21 protein-coding genes and 2 pseudogenes are annotated in these 16,883 nt (G+C 59.6%); 5 read left to right on the top strand and 18 right to left on the bottom strand.

Translation table 11 applies throughout. The annotated features are described in order from the left end of the window. A partial coding sequence (locus K290_RS0127810; protein WP_028754851.1) for an ISAs1 family transposase occupies nucleotides 1-317 on the top strand: 317 nt, incomplete at its 5' end. Here the strand turns inward: K290_RS0127810 and K290_RS35150 are convergent. From K290_RS35150 to K290_RS0127775, 9 genes and pseudogenes are all read right to left on the bottom strand, one after another. Further along, the gene (locus K290_RS35150; protein ID WP_081598422.1) at nucleotides 304-618 is read right to left on the bottom strand and encodes a thioredoxin domain-containing protein; all 315 of its coding nucleotides are present in this window, start codon (nucleotides 616-618) and stop codon (nucleotides 304-306) included. The genes K290_RS0127810 and K290_RS35150 overlap by 14 nt on opposite strands. A 283-nt stretch (nucleotides 619-901) precedes the next feature. Continuing rightward, the gene (locus K290_RS0127800) at nucleotides 902-1,693 is read right to left on the bottom strand and encodes an amino acid ABC transporter ATP-binding protein (protein ID WP_004112771.1); all 792 of its coding nucleotides are present in this window, start codon (nucleotides 1,691-1,693) and stop codon (nucleotides 902-904) included. 12 nt (nucleotides 1,694-1,705) lie between these two features. Next, nucleotides 1,706-2,215, bottom strand: a complete 510-nt coding sequence (locus tag K290_RS38530) for an amino acid ABC transporter permease (RefSeq protein ID WP_240535386.1) — start codon at nucleotides 2,213-2,215, stop codon at nucleotides 1,706-1,708. A gap of 5 nt (nucleotides 2,216-2,220) precedes the next feature. Continuing rightward, nucleotides 2,221-2,994, bottom strand: a complete 774-nt coding sequence (locus K290_RS38525; RefSeq protein ID WP_004112775.1) for a hypothetical protein — start codon at nucleotides 2,992-2,994, stop codon at nucleotides 2,221-2,223. Nucleotide 2,995: 1 nt separating this feature from the next. Further along, on the bottom strand, nucleotides 2,996-3,490 hold the full coding sequence (locus tag K290_RS38520; protein ID WP_081598423.1) for an ABC transporter permease subunit: 495 nt from the start codon (nucleotides 3,488-3,490) through the stop codon (nucleotides 2,996-2,998). A gap of 379 nt (nucleotides 3,491-3,869) precedes the next feature. Next, nucleotides 3,870-3,950: pseudogene (locus tag K290_RS38515) on the bottom strand (hypothetical protein); the annotation flags it as partial. Between the two features lie 394 nt (nucleotides 3,951-4,344). After that, the gene (locus K290_RS0127785; RefSeq protein ID WP_004112780.1) at nucleotides 4,345-5,361 is read right to left on the bottom strand and encodes an amino acid ABC transporter substrate-binding protein; all 1,017 of its coding nucleotides are present in this window, start codon (nucleotides 5,359-5,361) and stop codon (nucleotides 4,345-4,347) included. A 114-nt stretch (nucleotides 5,362-5,475) separates the two neighbouring features. Further along, nucleotides 5,476-5,943 carry a RidA family protein gene (locus K290_RS0127780; RefSeq protein ID WP_004112782.1) on the bottom strand — a complete coding sequence of 156 codons (468 nt, stop codon included), beginning with the start codon at nucleotides 5,941-5,943 and terminating at the stop codon, nucleotides 5,476-5,478. 9 nt (nucleotides 5,944-5,952) lie between these two features. Continuing rightward, a complete protein-coding gene (locus tag K290_RS0127775; RefSeq protein WP_244441505.1) occupies nucleotides 5,953-7,146 on the bottom strand; it encodes a MalY/PatB family protein in 1,194 nt (397 codons plus the stop codon). Nucleotides 7,147-7,310: 164 nt separating this feature from the next. On the opposite strand from K290_RS0127775, the gene K290_RS0127770 reads away from it, so the two are divergent. Next, a complete protein-coding gene (locus K290_RS0127770; protein ID WP_004112786.1) occupies nucleotides 7,311-8,210 on the top strand; it encodes a LysR family transcriptional regulator in 900 nt (299 codons plus the stop codon). Nucleotides 8,211-8,436: 226 nt separating this feature from the next. Here the strand turns inward: K290_RS0127770 and K290_RS0127765 are convergent, their stop codons facing one another. From K290_RS0127765 to gcvA, 6 genes are all read right to left on the bottom strand, one after another. Next, nucleotides 8,437-9,669 carry an MFS transporter gene (locus K290_RS0127765; protein WP_015341989.1) on the bottom strand — a complete coding sequence of 411 codons (1,233 nt, stop codon included), beginning with the start codon at nucleotides 9,667-9,669 and terminating at the stop codon, nucleotides 8,437-8,439. Then, nucleotides 9,585-10,355 (bottom strand): cupin domain-containing protein, encoded by a 771-nt coding sequence (locus tag K290_RS0127760; protein ID WP_004112789.1) that lies wholly within the window; start codon nucleotides 10,353-10,355, stop codon nucleotides 9,585-9,587. Before K290_RS0127760 ends, K290_RS0127765 begins: the two co-directional genes overlap by 85 nt. Continuing rightward, nucleotides 10,342-11,373 (bottom strand): alcohol dehydrogenase, encoded by a 1,032-nt coding sequence (locus tag K290_RS0127755; protein WP_004112791.1) that lies wholly within the window; start codon nucleotides 11,371-11,373, stop codon nucleotides 10,342-10,344. Before K290_RS0127755 ends, K290_RS0127760 begins: the two co-directional genes overlap by 14 nt. 81 nt (nucleotides 11,374-11,454) lie before the next feature. After that, complete coding sequence (locus K290_RS36555) at nucleotides 11,455-11,802, bottom strand: FAD-dependent oxidoreductase (protein WP_081598424.1); 348 nt, start codon at nucleotides 11,800-11,802, stop codon at nucleotides 11,455-11,457. Beyond that, entirely contained in the window at nucleotides 11,802-12,299 is a 498-nt protein-coding gene (locus K290_RS38510; RefSeq protein ID WP_240535388.1) for a hypothetical protein, read from the bottom strand. The genes K290_RS36555 and K290_RS38510 overlap by 1 nt, the downstream gene beginning before the upstream one ends. Beyond that, complete coding sequence (gcvA, locus tag K290_RS0127740) at nucleotides 12,271-13,194, bottom strand: transcriptional regulator GcvA (RefSeq protein ID WP_004112795.1); 924 nt, start codon at nucleotides 13,192-13,194, stop codon at nucleotides 12,271-12,273. The genes K290_RS38510 and gcvA overlap by 29 nt, the downstream gene beginning before the upstream one ends. Nucleotides 13,195-13,600: 406 nt before the next feature. Between gcvA and K290_RS0127735 the strand changes: the two genes are divergently transcribed. Continuing rightward, on the top strand, nucleotides 13,601-13,864 hold the full coding sequence (locus tag K290_RS0127735; RefSeq protein WP_004112797.1) for a winged helix-turn-helix transcriptional regulator: 264 nt from the start codon (nucleotides 13,601-13,603) through the stop codon (nucleotides 13,862-13,864). Nucleotides 13,865-13,876: 12 nt separating this feature from the next. On the opposite strand, the gene K290_RS0127730 is transcribed toward K290_RS0127735, so the two are convergent. Further along, nucleotides 13,877-14,617: an AraC family transcriptional regulator gene (locus tag K290_RS0127730; protein WP_240535389.1), complete on the bottom strand. Its 741-nt coding sequence runs from the start codon at nucleotides 14,615-14,617 to the stop codon at nucleotides 13,877-13,879. A gap of 274 nt (nucleotides 14,618-14,891) precedes the next feature. Between K290_RS0127730 and K290_RS38790 the strand changes: the two genes are divergently transcribed. Both K290_RS38790 and K290_RS38785 read left to right on the top strand, forming a co-directional pair. Next, nucleotides 14,892-15,350: an aldo/keto reductase gene (locus K290_RS38790; RefSeq protein WP_004112801.1), complete on the top strand. Its 459-nt coding sequence runs from the start codon at nucleotides 14,892-14,894 to the stop codon at nucleotides 15,348-15,350. Between the two features lie 7 nt (nucleotides 15,351-15,357). Continuing rightward, nucleotides 15,358-15,837, top strand: coding sequence for an aldo/keto reductase (locus K290_RS38785; protein WP_312872685.1), 480 nt, complete (start codon nucleotides 15,358-15,360; stop codon nucleotides 15,835-15,837). 96 nt (nucleotides 15,838-15,933) lie between these two features. Here K290_RS38785 and K290_RS38505 read toward each other — a convergent pair. Both K290_RS38505 and K290_RS0127720 read right to left on the bottom strand, forming a co-directional pair. Continuing rightward, nucleotides 15,934-16,041: pseudogene (locus K290_RS38505) on the bottom strand (non-homologous end-joining DNA ligase); the annotation flags it as partial. 10 nt (nucleotides 16,042-16,051) lie between these two features. Next, nucleotides 16,052-16,768 carry a GntR family transcriptional regulator gene (locus tag K290_RS0127720; RefSeq protein WP_004112807.1) on the bottom strand — a complete coding sequence of 239 codons (717 nt, stop codon included), beginning with the start codon at nucleotides 16,766-16,768 and terminating at the stop codon, nucleotides 16,052-16,054. Nucleotides 16,769-16,883 lie beyond the last annotated feature (115 nt).

Below are 16,883 nucleotides of genomic sequence, written 5' to 3'. Positions count from 1 at the left end.
CACAAGTCTATGAAAAGTCCAGGCAAAGCAGCCAGGTCCGCTTCTATATCTCCTCGCGGTCGATGACCGCGCTCCAGTTCGCCGAGGCCATACGTGGCCATTGGGCCATCGAGAACTCCCTCCATTGGGTACTCGACGTCACCTTCAACGAGGATGCCGCCCGATCTCGAACCGGGCATGGACCAGCCAACATGGCCGTCGTCCGACACTTCGCCATCAACATGGTTCGAAGCCATAACGACAAGCGCAGTATCAAACTCAGACGAAACAAAGCAGGCAGAAACCCACAATACATGGCCGAAATCATCCGAGCATGACTGTTAACCCGGATTCAGCGCCGTGCTGTTCGATGTTGCTCGATTGCACGATCTCGTCATGCCTTGCATAATAGGCATCCAGGATTTGCTGGGACTTCGGTGCGGGCTGCCGTTCGGCAAGCATCAAGATGACCATGTCCACATTGTTGCGCACAATTAGTCGGAAGACAATCCTGACCTTACCGGTGCGGACGAATTCCTCTTCGATCTGCAGTGCGACATGCGTTCGGTATTCGACGCGATGGGGGCAGGTCGGCGACGAGTATTCGATCACGGTGACGGGTGCTGAGGCGGAGCCAATCGGCGGTCCGCACGCCCTACGGGTGCATCATGTCCCCCGCGTTAGATGCGGTTGGAAGGTTGCCAATCCAAACACTGAGAATTCCCGCGGCGAGGCGCGAGAATAGAAACTTGGCCAAGATATGAATGTCTCCGGATGATTGCCGGTAAGTTCAGGGCGTCAGTGCTTGGATTTAGACCGCCTCAAACAGATGTCCGTGCAGTCCCGAGTCGGTTCGTCACTGACACTGCTGTGTCATCAAATGCTATACGGCCAGTGCCCAAACTTCAACGGTAGCTATTGCCTAGTGACCCAAGATCTGACTGAGGAATGCGCGCGTGCGTTCCGATTGCGGCGCGCCGAAAAATGCCTTGGGTTCGTTCTGTTCTACGATTTGACCCCGATCCATGAAGATCACCCTGTTGGCCACCGCTTGGGCAAAACCCATTTCATGGGTGACGCAGAGCATGGTCATGCCTTCTTCGGCAAGCGCGATCATCGTATCGAGCACTTCCTTGATCATCTCTGGATCAAGCGCGGAGGTCGGCTCATCGAACAACATCAGCCGCGGCTTCATGCAGAGAGCTCGCGCGATCGCCACGCGCTGCTGCTGCCCGCCGGAGAGCTGACCCGGATATTTATGCGCCTGATCCGGTATTTTCACTTTCTCAAGAAAGTGCATGGCGAGTTCCCTGGCTTCCTTTTGCGGCATCTTGCGGACCCAGATCGGTGCGAGGGTGCAGTTCTGAAGGATCGTCAAATGCGGAAAGAGATTGAAATGCTGGAACACCATTCCGACTTCGCGGCGGACTTCCTCGATCTTCTTCAGGTCGTTGGTCAGTTCGATACCGTCGACGACGATCTTGCCGGCCTGATGTTCCTCAAGCCGATTGATGCAGCGGATCATGGTTGATTTTCCGGAGCCGGACGGTCCGCAAATGACGATCCGCTCGCCCCGCTGCACGGTGAGATTGATGTCGCGCAGGACGTGGAACTCGCCATACCACTTGTTCATGGCGCTAATCTCGACGGCGATATCTGCAAGACTTGGCCGGTCGTCCTGTAACGACGCCGTTTTCATCATGATGTTGGTCATTATGATATCCTCCTACCGGTGGTCGGTCTTCAGCCGACGCTCCAAATATTGCGAGTAGCGCGACATGCTGAAGCAGAAGACGAAAAACACGGCGCCGATGAAGATGAAGAGCTCCCAGTATATGCCCTGCCAGTTGGTGTTGGCACGAATGGCGGCGGCAAGGGCGATCGGGTCAAGCAATCCGATGAACATGACGAGCGTCGTGTCCTTGAACAGCCCGATGAAGGAATTGACGATGCCGGGGATTGAGATCTTGAGGGCCTGCGGCAGGATGACGAGCTGCTGGGACTTCCAGTAGTCAAGGCCGAGCGCTTCCGCCGCCTCATACTGTCCTTTCGGTAGAGCGGCCAGACCGCCACGAATGACCTCGGCCATATAGGCGCTGGCAAAGAGCGTCACCATGATCACAACGCGCAGGATGAGGTCAAAGTTCGTGCCGGGCGGCAGGAAGTAGTTGAGCAGCAGCGAAGCCGTGAAAAGGAGCGTGATCAGCGGCACGCCGCGGATGAATTCAATGAACACGACGCTCAGCATATGGATGAGGGCAGGTTGGAACGGCGGCCAAGTGCAAGCAGGATCCCGAGCGGCAGCGACATAGCTATCCCTGTTACGCCAATGATGATCGATAGCAGGAAGCCGCCGACATCGCGCGAGGCGATGCTATCGAGAGCGATTGGAGCCATGCCGTCTGCGAGGGACGAGATCGGCTGGGCCGCATAAACCCACCAGACGCTCGCGCCGATGACAGCAATGCCGACGCTCGGCCCTTTTCCGGCCCGTGCTGCCAACATGAACAGTCCAGCGCCGACAGCGAAGCCGAAATAGACCGAGATCGGAAACCAGAGGCTGCCACCCCAGATCAGGAAATAGGCTATGCCGGGGTAGACGATGCTGAACCAGAGAGCCCGTCGCGGCAAAGCGCGGAGCAGAACTGGCGCCAAAGCGGCGAAGAGCAGCGCGAATGCCAGCACCGGCCGCCAGTAGAGATGCGCAGGGTAGAAACCGAAGAGAAGCTGCGGCCAGCGGTCGCGGATCACGCCCCAACACGCGCCCGGCGCATCGCCCAGGACTTGCCGACACTCGACAAGTGAGTTGGCCCGCCAGACTGAATTGCCGAGCCATGGTGCGACGGCCACGATGAGCCATGCGACCGTAAGTACGGACCCGACTGTTAGAAGCGTGCTGAGCCAGCTGTTGAAAAGATTTTTTCTCGTCCATTCGAGCGTCCCCCCTCGCCCCGAAGGCCTTGGCGATGCGGCGACCATGTCCTGGCGCACAAAGGAGAGGTTTTGCATGTTCATCTCAACGCTCCTTCAGGCTGACGCGATTGTTGTAGATGTTCATGGCAGCCGAGATGCTGAGGCTGATCGCGACATAAGTCAGCATCAGCATCAGCATGCCTTCGAGCTCGCGCCCGGTCTGGTTGATCGTGATGCCCCCGAGCGTCGAACGGAGATCCATGTAGCCGACGGCTAGGCCCAGCGACGTATTTTTCGTGATGTTGAGATATTGCGAGATCAGCGGCGGCACGATGACCCGCAGGGCCTGCGGCAAGATTACCAGACGCATCGTGCGTCCTGAGGAGAGCCCAAGCGCATGCGCCGCTTCAGACTGGCCCTTCGAAATGGCAAGAATGCCGGAACGAACGATTTCCGCAATGAAGGCGCCGGTATAGAGGCTCAGCCCTATCCAGAGCGCGATGAAGGCATTGCGCAACTGCAGACCGCCGGTGAAGTTCAAGCCCTTCAAGGCCGGACAGTCTAAGTGGAAGCCGAGTACGTAAAGGAGGATTATCATCGGCAACGCAAAGACGCCCAGGCTCTTCCACCACGTGGCCGGGCGCTGACCGGTTTTGCCTTGGACCTGCGCGGCGTGCTTTTACCAATCCCCGATGCCCGATGAGTGAAAGCGCCACAATAGTCAGAATCGCTACGTAATTGAGATCAAATGCTCCAAGCACATCAGGAGCCGGCCCCAGGCTTTGCGAGAAGGCGGGCGTGGGTAGGTAGATGCCGCGGTTCGTAACCGCGATGCTGTCCCAGAGCATTATCGCTGCTGTGGGATGCTCGCCGCGAAATGCGTTCGGTGTCGGCATCGCCTGCGACATCACCGCAGCTACGACGATGATCCAGAGCAGAGCCGGAATGTTGCGGAAGCTCTCGACATAAACCGTCATCAAGCGGGCGACGATCCAGTTGTCTGAAAGCCTCAGCACCCCTGCCAAAACGCCAAGAATTGATGCGGTCAAGCACGCCATTGCGGCGACAATCAGCGTGTTGAGCAGGCCGACGACGGCGGCACGGGCGTGTGTGCTTGTGCTGGAGTAGTCGATGGCATGCGGAGAAATGTCGTAACCGGCCGTGCTCCATAGAAAACCGAAGGAGAAGTCTTTTCCAAGTGCGGCGAGATTGCGAATCGTGTTGTCGACCAGCCACGCTGCCGCAAGCAGGAGCAGGATGAACGCCAGGATCTGGATCGTCCGTGCTCGATAACGGGTGTCGTTAAACAGCATGCCCAGGTGAAACGGCTGGCGCGGAGCACCGGTTTTCATTGTCATGCGAGATATCTCCCTGAAGGTCTGCGCGGCCTTCGGTGCGGGCAGACGAGGCGAAAGCGAAAGGCGCGGGGGCAAGCCCGCACCTTGAAGGCTCTCAGCGGAACGGCAGCGGGTACATAAGACCGCCCTGGTTCCACAAGGCGTTTTGTCCGCGGGCCAATCCGATCGGCGTTTTCTCGCCGATGTTCTTGGCGAAGATTTCCCCGTAATTGCCCTCGGCGGCAATCACACGTTTGGCCCAGGCGGCATCGAGGCCGAGCTGTTCGCCGAGATTGCCTTCCTTGCCCAACAGGCGGTTTATTTCGGGGTTGTCGGTGCCGGCGGAAAGCTTCTCGACATTCTCTGCGGTGACGTCGAGCTCTTCGGCAGCAATCAGCGCCTGCAACGTCCATCGCGCCACATCAGCCCATTGGTCGTCGCCCTGACGCACAAGCGGACCCAATGGCTCTTTCGAGATGACATCCGGAAGAATGACGTGGTCCTGCGGAGTCTTGAAGCTGGAGCGCGTAGAGGCGAGGTCCGATCCGTCGCTGGTATAAACGTCGCAGGCGCCAGCCAAGTACTTCTGGGCGATGTCGGCATTGTTCTCGACCGGTACCGGCTCGTAGGTCATGCTGTTCTTGCGAAAATATTCCGCAAGGTTCAGCTCGGTGGTGGTGCCTGTCTGGATGCAGATCGTCGCGCCGTTCAGGTCCTTGGCGCTCTTTGCGCCGAGCGCCTTTGGCACCATGAAGGCTTGCCCGTCATAGAAATTCACGCCGGCAAAGGTGAACTTGAGGTCGACGTCGCGCGAAAACGTCCAGGTCGTAGTGCGCGACAGGATGTCGATTTCGCCCGATGCGAGCGCCGTAAAGCGCGTCTGGCCGGTCGTCGGCACGAAGTTCACCGCATTGGGGTCCTTCAGGACCGCGGCGGCGATCGCCCGACAATAGGCGACGTCCATGCCTTGCCAAACGCCGGACGCATCCGGCGCGGAGAAACCAGCCTGACCACCGGTCACGCCGCAGTTGAGCTTGCCACGCGCCTGGACGTCGGCCATCGTGCCGGCCGACGCTATGCCCGCCGTCAGCGTCGCCGCGGCCACTGTGGCCAACAACAAAGTCTTCTTCATTGACATTCTCCCGGTTTGTGATCCGAAAGCAGCGGCTTCCTGCCGGTTCTCCGCTTTGGGATCGGTTGAGTTCCCGATTGTTCGTCGTTCCGCAGAGCCTGGTGACACGTATTGTTATTGGTCGATTTCGAGCATCGCCTCTATCTCGACGGGTGCATTCATCGGCAAAGCGGCGACGCCGACGGCGGAGCGCGCGTGCTTGCCTTTGTCGCCGCAGACAGCGAGGAGGACATCAGACGCCCCGTTTGCAACGAGATGTTGCTCGGTGAAGTCCTCAGCCGAAGCCACGAAGACCGTGATCTTGATGATCCGTGCAATCCGATCGAGGCTGCCGAGATGTGCCTGCGCCTGGGCGAGGATGTTCAAGGCGCATTGTCTGGCAGCCAGCGCTGCGGCCGTGACGTCAAGCTCGCGGCCGACGAGACCTGTGGCAATCAACTTGCCGTTCGACAGTGGCAGCTGACCCGACGTGAGAATGAGATTGCCGCTTGCGACGATGGGGAGATAGTTCGCTACCGACTTCGCCGCTTCAGGCAGTTCTAGCCCGAGTTCGGCCATGCGTTTTTCAATCGTTTGAGACATCGGCGCGCCTCACAGTTTAGAGATGGCGGCGTTGATGCGGGTGATCGCATCATCGACAGTCGAGCGAGGACAGCCGAGATTGACGCGCATATAGCCGCGGCCCTCAATCCCAAACTTCTGGCCCTTGTCGAGCCAGACGCGCGCCTTGGTCAGCATGAATTTTTCGAGTGTTGCGGCATCCATGCCGAGCCCACGGCAATCCATCCAGGCGAGATAGAGCGAGTCTGCCGGAAGCACGCGGACCTTGTCGGTCGCATTATTGATCCGATCCGCGAAATAGAGGTGATTGCCGCGCACATAGGCGAGCATCTCCTCCAGCCAGGGTTCGCCATGGGCATAGGCCGCTTCGCAAGCGACCATGCCCAGTACGTTGACCAGCGGGAACATGTTGCGGTCGTATTGGCGCAGCAGTTCACCACGCAGCCGCGGATTCGGCACGAAGATATTTGCGCATTGCAGACCCGGCAGATTGAAGGTCTTGCTCGGCGCGGTGCACGTGATGCTCATTTGCGCGAATTTTTCGCCCAGCGATGCGAAGGCGATGTGTTTCTTCGCCGGGTTGAGGATCAGGTCCTGGTGAATTTCGTCGGAAATCACCAGAATGTCGTGCCGGGCGCAGATCTCTCCCATGGTCCGCAGTTCTTCTTCCGACCAGACATTTCCGGTCGGATTGTGCGGATTGCTGAGGATGAAGATCTTCGTGTTGGGCCGTATGGCCGCCTCGAAAATGGCGGCATCGAACCGGTAGCCGTCCTCGGTGCGAACGAGCGGGGCGAAGGCCAGATGACGGCCATTCATCAGCATGTCGTTGTGGAAATGGGCATAGACGGGCGGCTGGATGAGAATGGAGTCGCCAGGCGCGGAAAACGCCTGTGCGGCGACCTTCAGGATGGTAATGATGCCGGCCGAGGCAACAACCCATTCCGGCGCCACGTCAAAACCGAAGCGCTTTGCCTGCCATCCGGTCACGGCCTCAAGGTAATTTTTGGTCATGCCGCCGGGATAGCCGAAGACGCCGTGCTGGACAGCCTCGGCAAGCGCATCGATGACCGGTCGCGGGGCTTTGAAATCGGTATCGGCAACCCACATGGGAAGAGGATCGGCGGCCGCTTCGTCTGCGGACAGCAGGCGCTCGGCGAAAGCCCATTTCATCGAGTTGCTGTTCTTGCGATCGATGACCTCGTCAAAAATAGATGACGGCATGGCGTGATCCCCACGCGGATGCGGCGCAGTTGCAAGCTTCGTCAATACATTTCCTTTCGTCCGTCGCGGCTGCCTCGGCAGGATCATGGTTGACGAAAAGGTTAATCGCAGTTCATTATGAATGGAAATGGTATGAATTCATGTGGTGATGAGCGGAGGTCATAATGATAGATCGGCAGCATCTTGCGATCCTGAGGGAAGTCAACCGTCACGGCAGCGTCACCGCGGCGGCCGAGAAGATGAACGTCACACAGTCGGCGCTCAGCCACACGATCGCGAAGTTCGAGGATCGGCATGGCATCAAGATCTGGATGAAAACCGGTCGGGGTTTGCGCCTAACGCAAACGGGCGAATACCTGCTCACCGTGGCCGAGCGGGTTCTGCCGCAACTGGAGCACGCGGAACGGGTCCTCATAGACTTCTCATTGGGGCGAAGAGGAATGCTCCGAGTTGGCATGGAATGCCATCCCTGCCAGCGCTGGCTCTCGAGAATGGCGACACCCTATCTGGCTCAGTGGCTCGACGTGGATTTCGACGTGCGCACCGCCTTTCGCTTCGACGGGGTCGAGGCGCTGCTCGGTTATGAAATCGACCTCTTGATAACGCCGGACCCGGTAGAGGCGCCGGAGCTGCTGTTCACGCCCGTGTTCGATTACGAGCTGGTCCTTATGGTGCACGAGTCCCATCCTCTTGCCGGCAGGACATGCGTGCAACCGCACGATCTGATGGACGAAGAGCTAATCACTGTTCCCGTCACCCTAGAGCGATTGGACATTTACACCAAGTTTCTCGTTCCCGCCCATTATCGGCCCCGTCAGCACCGCACGGCCGAAACCGTAGACCTGATGTTGCAACTCGTCTGCGCGGGCAGGGGGGTCACCGTCCTTCCGGACTGGTTGCTGCACGAGGATGGGGCAGGAATGCCGATACGGGCGCTCAGCCTCGGAGAAGCCGGCATCCGGAAGAGCATCAATCTGGGCGTCAGGCGCGGCGAGGAGACCATCTCCTATATCGATGGCTTCCTGACGCTTGCCCGAGAGATGGGCCGCACACCCCTCGCGTGATTGCGGGATGCGTGGTGAGGCAGTTTCGTTCGCCGCGCAAGTTGCGTGTCCTGCCGCATTAGCCGTCCGAGACAAAACCGATTGCCATGCCAAGGCGTCCTGGGTGACGGTTGCGCGCGCCACGCCGGAAGCCAAGCGCTCGTAGAAACGCGCTGCGGCCTCAAGACATGAAGCGCGAGTACAATCTGATCGAGCGACGCGCGGAAACCGACACTAGAGTCCTTCCTCATCTGTTGCGGGGTAAGCTGGCGGCGCGCGATACCAACGGAACGAGCATAAAAGCTACGGCCGGCAGCACAAGCCAGTTGACCGTGCTCCAGCCTGAGCTGTGCAGCAGCGAACCGGCGAAAAAGGAGGCGCAGGCAACTGTCCCGAACACCATAAATGCATTAGCGCCCTGCGCCTTGCCGCGTTCGGATGGCGAATGACACTCGGCAACCATCGCCGTGGCGCCAATGAAGCCGCAATTCCAGCCCAGCCCCAAGAGGATAAGCGATCCCCAGAAGTGCGCGATATCGACACCGCTGAGCGCAATAAGCGCCGACCCGCCGATCAGGAGAAGTCCCACCGCCGCCACGCGCTCCTTGCCGAAGCGTGCCATGAGGCGGCCGGTAATGAAGCTTGGCCCGAACATGGCGAGAACGTGCCACTGAATACCAAGCGCTGCGGAATCGACGGAATGGCCGTGTCCGACCATGGCCATAGGTGCCGCCGTCATGACGAAGGTCATCAGGCCGTAGGAGACGACGCCGGTCGCAACGGCCAGCAGATAGCCTGGCGAGGTCAGTATCTGTGCAAGCGGGCGGGCGCTGATGGCGGTGGCATGCACGGCGGCGGAACCCGCCGGGCGGCGCAGTGGCAAAAGGATCGGCACCGCGAGCAGGGCGAGCATCGCCTGGCTGAGGAAACTGCCGGCAAAGGCATGTCCCGGCAGAGCGTTACGCGTCCATATGACGAGTTGCGGCCCGATGATGGCAGCAATCAGCCCGCCGACCATCACGCGCGATATTGCGCGGTCACGCCCGGCGCCAGTCAGGCCGTCGGTCGCCGCAAAGCGGTAGCTCTGGACATAGGCCGAGTAAAAACCGGCGATCAGCGTGCCCATGCAGAAGACAATGAAGCTTGATTGGACGATGCCCATCGTGGCAACGATCCCCGCGATCGTACCGAGCGCTGCACCTATTATATATCCGGCGCGCCGTCCGAACCGGCGCATAACGGCCGCAGCCGGCAGCGTTCCCAGAGCAAGCCCCAGGTTGAGCATGCTGACCGGCAAAGTTGCTGCGGCCGGATCAGATGCCAGATGCTGGCCGACGAGCCCGCCGAGCGAAATGACGATGGGAGAATTGGCGCCCCCGAGCGACTGTGCCGCCGTCAGAACCCAGACGTTTCTTGACGCAATTTTTTCCTGTTTCGCGACATCGTCCTTGTCGCGGAACGTCGCCTCGGCGATCCCCATTTGGCCGAGGAGGGCATCGGCAGCACATCGGCGTGCTGAAGAGGGGCGTCCTTGATCCAGATTTCGGCGCCCTCTGGGCCTGTCGCCACCTCAAATGATCTGCCTGCCGGCAACCGTCCCCAGCATTGCGGCTCCAGCGTCTCGCCCTGCAATATCAGGCTGCCGGACAGCACCAGAAATTCGAGGCCACGGCGATTTTCGATGGCAATGGCTGAGCCGGACTGCCAGGTCTCGATCGAAACGCGTTCCGCGATATCCTCGAAGAGAACACGCGCCGCACGGGCGCCGGCGCGCAATGGGGCCGCTTGGCCTTCGCCTGGCTGCCGGACAATCTGCATGCTGTCGCCCTGACGAAACTGCCAAAGGCGCACGAAAATCATGCAGCCCTCCTCCGGCGCCGGTACGTGCGAGGTGCCGGGCGGGTTGCGGAAATAGCTTCCGGCCGGATAGTCGCCATGCTCATCTTGGAACGTCCCCTGAAGCACAAGAATTTCTTCGCCGCCGCTATGGACATGGCGGGGAAAGGCGCTTGCCGGCGCGTAGCGCACGATCGAGGTCGCACGCGCGACTTCACCGCCGACGCGGTAGAGCATCCGTCGGTCGACGCCGGCGGCGGGGCTCGGCACCCAGTCGAGCTTGGCCGCATGGGCGATGACCGGCTTTGTCAGGTCTTCATTGATCCGCATTGGTCTGGTCTCCCATCGTCAGAACGATCCGGAATTTCGCCTCACCGGAACGCATTCTTCGGACCGCTTCGGCGGCCTGCTCCAGCGGCATGGTTTCGATCATCGGCCGCACGCCGGCCAGGACGCTGAAGTCCAATGTCTTCTCGTTCTCGAACGGCGACCCCGTAATTGAGCCGATCACGCCTCGCTCAGCGCCCACCAGATATCCAGTCGATACCGGCAGGGGATCCTTGCCGACGCCGAGCACGACCAGGCGGCCTTCCGGTGTAAGTGCAGGCATCAAAACCAAGACGGCGTCCGGATTGCCGATCGTGGTCAGGATCGCTTTGGCGCCGCCCATCTTATTCAAAGCCTCGGCGGCATTTTCCTTGTTCGTGTCAATGTAACGATGGGCGCCGAGCTTCACAGCATCTTCGGCAATATTGTCGCCCCGACCCACCGCGACCACGCGGAAGCCCATCTTGCGGGCATATTGCAGCGCCATGTGCCCGAGCCCGCCTATTCCGAGAATAGCAACCGTATCGCCTGCCTCAGCGCCCGATTTCTTCAAGGCATTGAATGTGGCGATGCCGGCGCAAAGGATCGGTGCTGCCTCTTCCGATGAAAGCTTGTCCGGAATGGAAACGAGTCCGGTCGCGCGCGCAATCATCATTTCCGCGTAACCGCCATCGCAGGAAGAACCGAGAACGGGCTGGTTGCGGCATAGATTGAAACGGCCACGGCATTCATTGCATTCGTTGCAATGCCCGCCGAGCCGGCCAACGCCGACGCGCTGGCCGAGCTTCCAAGCCGAGGGCGTGTTTGATCCAAGCGCGATGATCCGGCCGACCACTTCGTGGCCGGGAACGCGCGGCGGCTGTAGTCTCCGGTCCGCCTTGTCGATGTCGCTTAAATCCGCGCCGCAGATGCCGCAGGCTTCAACCGCAATCAGCACTTCTTCGTCGCCCGGCGTCGGTCGGTCCACAAGCTCAAGGCCGCCGGACGTGGATATCTGCATCGCCCGATAGGTTGTTTTCATGACCTGCTCCTTTCCTCGCATTTCAAGATAGGGGATGAACGATCTCCGTCTCGCCTGGTGATCAGGGGCGTGGCCACACGCTCACCGGCTTCGATGGCCCCAGCCAGATAACCGGGATCGTTGAGTGCTGTTCGCTGCCTGCCAAACTGATCCAGCTCTGCCAGGTCTGATCGACCCCCCAACTCGCGTGCAAATTCCTGAACCGACGGATGCATGTCGGGCCAGCCAGGAAGGGCGGAGATCGAAACCGTCGTGCGAGACATCGGTTTGCGGGTCAGCCGTGAGAATGCGGCCGCCCAGCCGTTCCCGTGCCTCGACCAGGGTAAAGTCGAGCCCGTTGCGATGAAGGTGATAGGCTGCCGTAAGTCCGGCAAGGCCGCCGCCGACGATGACAATGGCCTTAGTCGATATTGTTGTCGTTGAAGCCATTAGCGGGTTATCTGGATGTTATGCTCGCTGCAGTTCAGGCGATGGCGTAAATCCGAATGTCCGGCGCTGCCGCCAGCAGCGGCTTCAATCGGTGACGTCGTCGTCGTTGAAGAGTTCGCTTTCGAGATAGGCCCTGCGTCCTCAACGCTGTTGAACCCATGGAGAACCTGCACGTCATCGTCGCGGATCAGAAGCTCCTTGGAGGTCGCTCCGATGTCTGTGAGGAACGTTTCCTTGTATTTCTGATAGATGCCGATGGCAGCGCGACGGTTCGCGGCGGCGATCTGAAGGGTGATTTGGAGATAAGCCACGGTCATACTTTCGGGTTTCGCTTGGCCGCACGCGGCGAGGGATGTTCCTCGCCAAAAATGCATATGCGCCGTTTGATGCGCCCGCATGGCCGGCTTGACAAATGAGAGTTTCTTGGGCGCGGCAAAGAAAATCTTGGCGCGCTGCGCTGCGGCCGAGTTAGGGCCGTGCCGTGCCGGCTTCTTCAAGCAGCCAGTTGCGAAAGGCCTGCAGTTTCGGCAGCGACGCATACTGCGACCGGTAGACGATGTAGTAGGCAAGCGTCGATGGCACGGTCACATCGGGGAAGAGCCGCTTGAGCCTTCCCGCAGTCAGATCGTCATGGGCGAGGATGCTGCGGGCCAGCGCTACGCCCCGACCCTCGATCGCAGCCTGCAGGACGGCAGCGGAATTATTGATACTCATGCCCCTTTGCGGCTGGGAATCTGATACGCCGCCGGCGCGCAGCCAGCGGTCCCAGGTGACAAAACCGAGTGCCGGGTCCACGGAGAGATCGTGTATGAGCGTCTGGCGCGTCAGATCGGCTGGGACGTTTAGACTTCCAATTTCTGAAAACCTGGGCGAACAGACAGGAAAGACTTCCTCGTCCATCAGCTTTTCGGCGATCAGGTCCGGCCAGCTTCCATCTCCGTAGCGCACGCCAATGTCTATTCCATGTGCCTTGTAATCGACCAGCTTCAGGCTCGTCTCGAGCCGAATGTCGGTCTCCGGACATCTGGCCTGGAAGCGGTCGATGCGGGGCAATAGCCATTTGGCGGCGAAAGCAGGACTGACGGTTACGTTGAGGATTCCGCTCGTTGCGGACGCGCGAAGACGCTCCAGCCCAATGACTAGCTGATCGAGCCCTGCCCTGATATCGGGAAGGGCATGTTCGGCCCGTTCGGTCGGGGTAAGCCTCGCCTTTCCGGTGGTGGTACGATGAAAGAGCGGCATTCCCAGCCAATCCTCCAACCCCCGCACCATCTGTCCTACCGCAGCTGAGGTGACTTTGAGTTCCTCGGCAGCCCCGGAGAAGCTGCCGTGACGTGCACTGGCTTCAAAGGCACGCAGCGCGTTCAGATAGACCGGTGACTTTCTGTTCAAAGTGACTTTCTCCTACGCGAAGAAGGGAGAATTGAGCGGCAAAGCCACGAAGCGACATCTCCATTATGGGCCACACCCCGTCAAGTCCTGTGAGGCAAAGAACGACGTTGTTTGAGTTCCGACGCGCCGCCGATCACGACTCATCGCCGGAACCAGCTTAGGGTTTGCGCGAGACCCAATCAGACTGTCGTGTGCTCTCTCGTTCCACCACTTCAAATCCCACGTCGATGATCTGGCAGGAACGGTCGTTACTGACTGCCGATGCCGCAACAACGCATATTTTCGAGGCGTAGTCACATGCATATGCCTGTCCCGCCAAATCAGCCTTATACCAAACCCCAACTGTCGCAGGGTCAACGCGATTCTCGGCCGCATCCGCGACAAATGGACCATCCTGAAGATCACGATGCTTGCCGACCGGCCGCGGCGCTTCAATGAGTTGAAACGCGTGATAGGCGAGATTTCCCAACAAATGCTCACCCGCAACCTGAAGTCTCTGGAAGCGGACGGGATGGTGACCCGCAAGGTCTATGCGACCGTGCCGCCTCAGGTCGAGTATGGCGTGACAGATCTCGGCAGGTCTCTTGCCGCACCGATCATGCAACTGGCGACCTGGGTGCTGGATCATCTGGGCGAAATTGAAGCCTGTCGCGCGCTGGTTCGTGCATGAGCTCTAAGAAGACTAGGCTACCGATTCAACGATGTTCTGCAGTTTTCCGGCGTCCTGCCGGGGTGGTGCGCCGAACAGCCGTTTGTATTCGCGACTGAACTGCGAAACGCTCTCGTAGCCGACAGCGTAGGCGACGCTTGCTGCTTCTGAGCGCTCCGCGATCAGGCGCCGACGCGCCTCGTGCAGGCGGATTTGCTTCTGGTACTGGAGCGGGCTCAAGCCGCTAATCGCCTTGAAGCGGCGATGGAACACCGACACGCTCATGCCGGCCACAGTGGCCATGGCTGCGATGCTGAGATGCTCCGTGTAATGCTCGCGAATCCATGCCATTGCCCGCCGGACATGGGACAGGCGGCTACCGTTGCCGGCAATCTGCCGGAGCAACGCCCCTTGAGGTCCCATGAGCAAGCGAAACATGAGTTCGTGCTCCCTGTGACGCGCCATGATCGGGATTTCATCCTGGCGGTCGAGAAGTTCAACGAGGCGCCGCCAGGCGTCGATCAATGCCGGCCCTGCGGGGCTGAAGCCGAATCCTTTATTCATTGGGGGTTCCGGCATGCTGCCCATCTCCAGGAGCAGTGCGGATATTACCTCCGGATCGATGTAGAGGTTGAGAGCGACATAGGGCTCCTCGGGTGACGCTTCGCTGATCTGTCCCATGGCGGCGAGTTCGGCCGCCACGACCATGCAGTGGCCGGCGCCATACTCAAGCACCTGGTCGCCGATGAAGACCTGCTTGGATCCTTGCAGCACGAAGCAGACAACCGGGTTGTAGACCGCCAGCCCGGCTCCGACGGTCGATCGAAGGTGCTGACGCTGACCCGCGGCATCTTCGGTTGGGGCTTGCCTGCATGGCGCAAGACAATGGCTTTGAGCTGGGCAAGATCGGTCATGGGGCCCTCTGCCCTCGTTAGCCTGCAAACGTCAAGCGATCAGCAGGATCAGGCAATGAAACGGTAGGATCGGACATCGTCAATCGAAGTGTCAAACTCAAAATGGGCGCATCGGATAAGAAAGGACATTCACGATGCAGCAACGCAAGCTTGGCCGACACGGCCTTACGGTCGGCGCCATTGGTTACGGTGCCACGGGCACCGCCATCGGTTACGGCCCCAGCGACGATCAGGAATCGATCACGGCCATCCGCCGCGCCCATGAGCTCGGCGTCACCCACTTCGACACCGCACGCATGTACGGCTGGGGTGAAGGTGAGAAGCTGCTCGGCATTGCGCTGCGGCCAATTCGTGATCAGGTGACGATCGCAACGAAATTCGGCTTGACGGAAAGCTACTCCCCTGACTCCCGGCCGGAGACCATCCGTGACGTTGTGGACTCCAGACTCAAGAATCTGAACATCGACACCATCGATCTGCTTTACCAGCACATTCCCGACCCCAACGTCCCGATCGAAGACGTGGTCGGCGTGATGCAGGAGTTTGTCCACGCGGGTAAGGTGAAATGCCTCGGTCCTCTCCAACTCGGATGAGGACACCATCCGTCGCGCCAGTGCCGTTGCCCCTATCTCGATTCAGCAATACCAGTATTCCATCCTCGCCAGGGACGTGGAGCCGCTGCTGCCGGTCCTTGAAGAATTAGGCATCGGACTGGTTGCCTATTCCCCGTTGGCGCGTGGTTTCCTGACTGGCCACGTAGCATCTCGCGATCAATACGCCGCCGACGATTTCCGGCAGAACCTCGGGTGGTGGGCGCCGGCGAATTTCGCCAAGAACGTCGAGATTGCAAAAGAGCTCACCTCGCTCGCCGCGGCGAAAGGCGTCAGCCTCTCCCAGCTTGCGTTGGCTTGGCTGCTCACGCGAAAGGACTACATCGTGCCGATCCCAGGTGCTCGCAATCAGCAACGTGTGTCGGAGAACATTTCCGCCGCGGAACTGGTACTGACGGACGCGGACCTCAAGCGTATCGACGAGATCGCTCCAAATGGGGGCATCGGCGGACGAATTTGGGGTGAGTAATGTCAGCAGGTGATTTGCTCGGCCCGCCGCGCGCGATCGTCCAGGTTCGATAGGGCGCTCCTCGAAAGGGTCGAGCGCCCTCGCAGGCCGCTCGGCGATGTCGAAGACAGCGGCATTATCCTGGTTTTCGCGCAAACCCTTGTAGGAGGCATGACGAAGGTTGCCGTCATGTGTCCAGCCGCGGAGCTCGATTTCGGCAATCACAACTGCATATTTACAAACTTCTCACCAGCCGAGGAAAACTTGTCGACCGCCGCCTGTTTACCTCTTGTACGACGCGTGGGAGCGCGTTCTGTTCGAGATCAAGGTGACTCATCAATGCTGATTCCACCGCGCCCGTTGCCTTGCTCAATAACCGCATCGCGTCGATCAGCCTTGCAAGGCTTTGTTCGTAGGAAGGGCCAAGCTCCGAGATAATTATTTCCATCCGGACGGGATGTGAGCAAAAACAGAATTTGTCGACAATTCGGCAGATTTCGCAGTTTGCCGACAGCTGGGCAATTTGGGCAAAGACGGCTTCGGCATGTATCGCGAGCTGGTCGCGGGGCGGGTTGTCACGCTCGCCGTCAGTATCCGGCACATGCGGCCGCATACGCCAGAGCGCGTAGGTGAGGGTTTGACGTGCGATACCATACAAGTCCAACAATGCTCCCTCCACGAGCGGCCTGGTGAAATAGCCTTTCTGAGGGATCGAAACGATCTTGCCCTCTGCGGCAAGTCGGATGAGTGCTTCGCGTATCGGTGTCCGCCCAAGGTCCAGTTCGCAGGCAAGCTCCTGATCACTAAGATGTTGCACCGGCACGCGAGCATAGCGGTAAAGCAATTGAAGTACCGCATTATAGGCCGCGTCAGCCTTTGCGGGGACCTGTTCACCAGCGGAAGTTGGAACGGCTATTCCGCGACATTGGAGAGCATTCTCGCAAAGCCACATTTTTCAGTTTCCTCTGTCGATGCAATTGAAGACCGCGTGACGCCGGGAAATTCAAACGCCACAACGCTTTGGGCTGCTTAAGGATTCGTGGGGACGTGATTTTTGAAGTCCACTA

This window comes from Rhizobium leucaenae USDA 9039 (genome assembly GCF_000426285.1).
GTDB classification, from domain to species: domain Bacteria; phylum Pseudomonadota; class Alphaproteobacteria; order Rhizobiales; family Rhizobiaceae; genus Rhizobium; species Rhizobium leucaenae.
The sequence above is the reverse complement of the archived record's forward strand: the minus strand, read 5'-3'. Positions and strand labels throughout refer to the sequence as shown.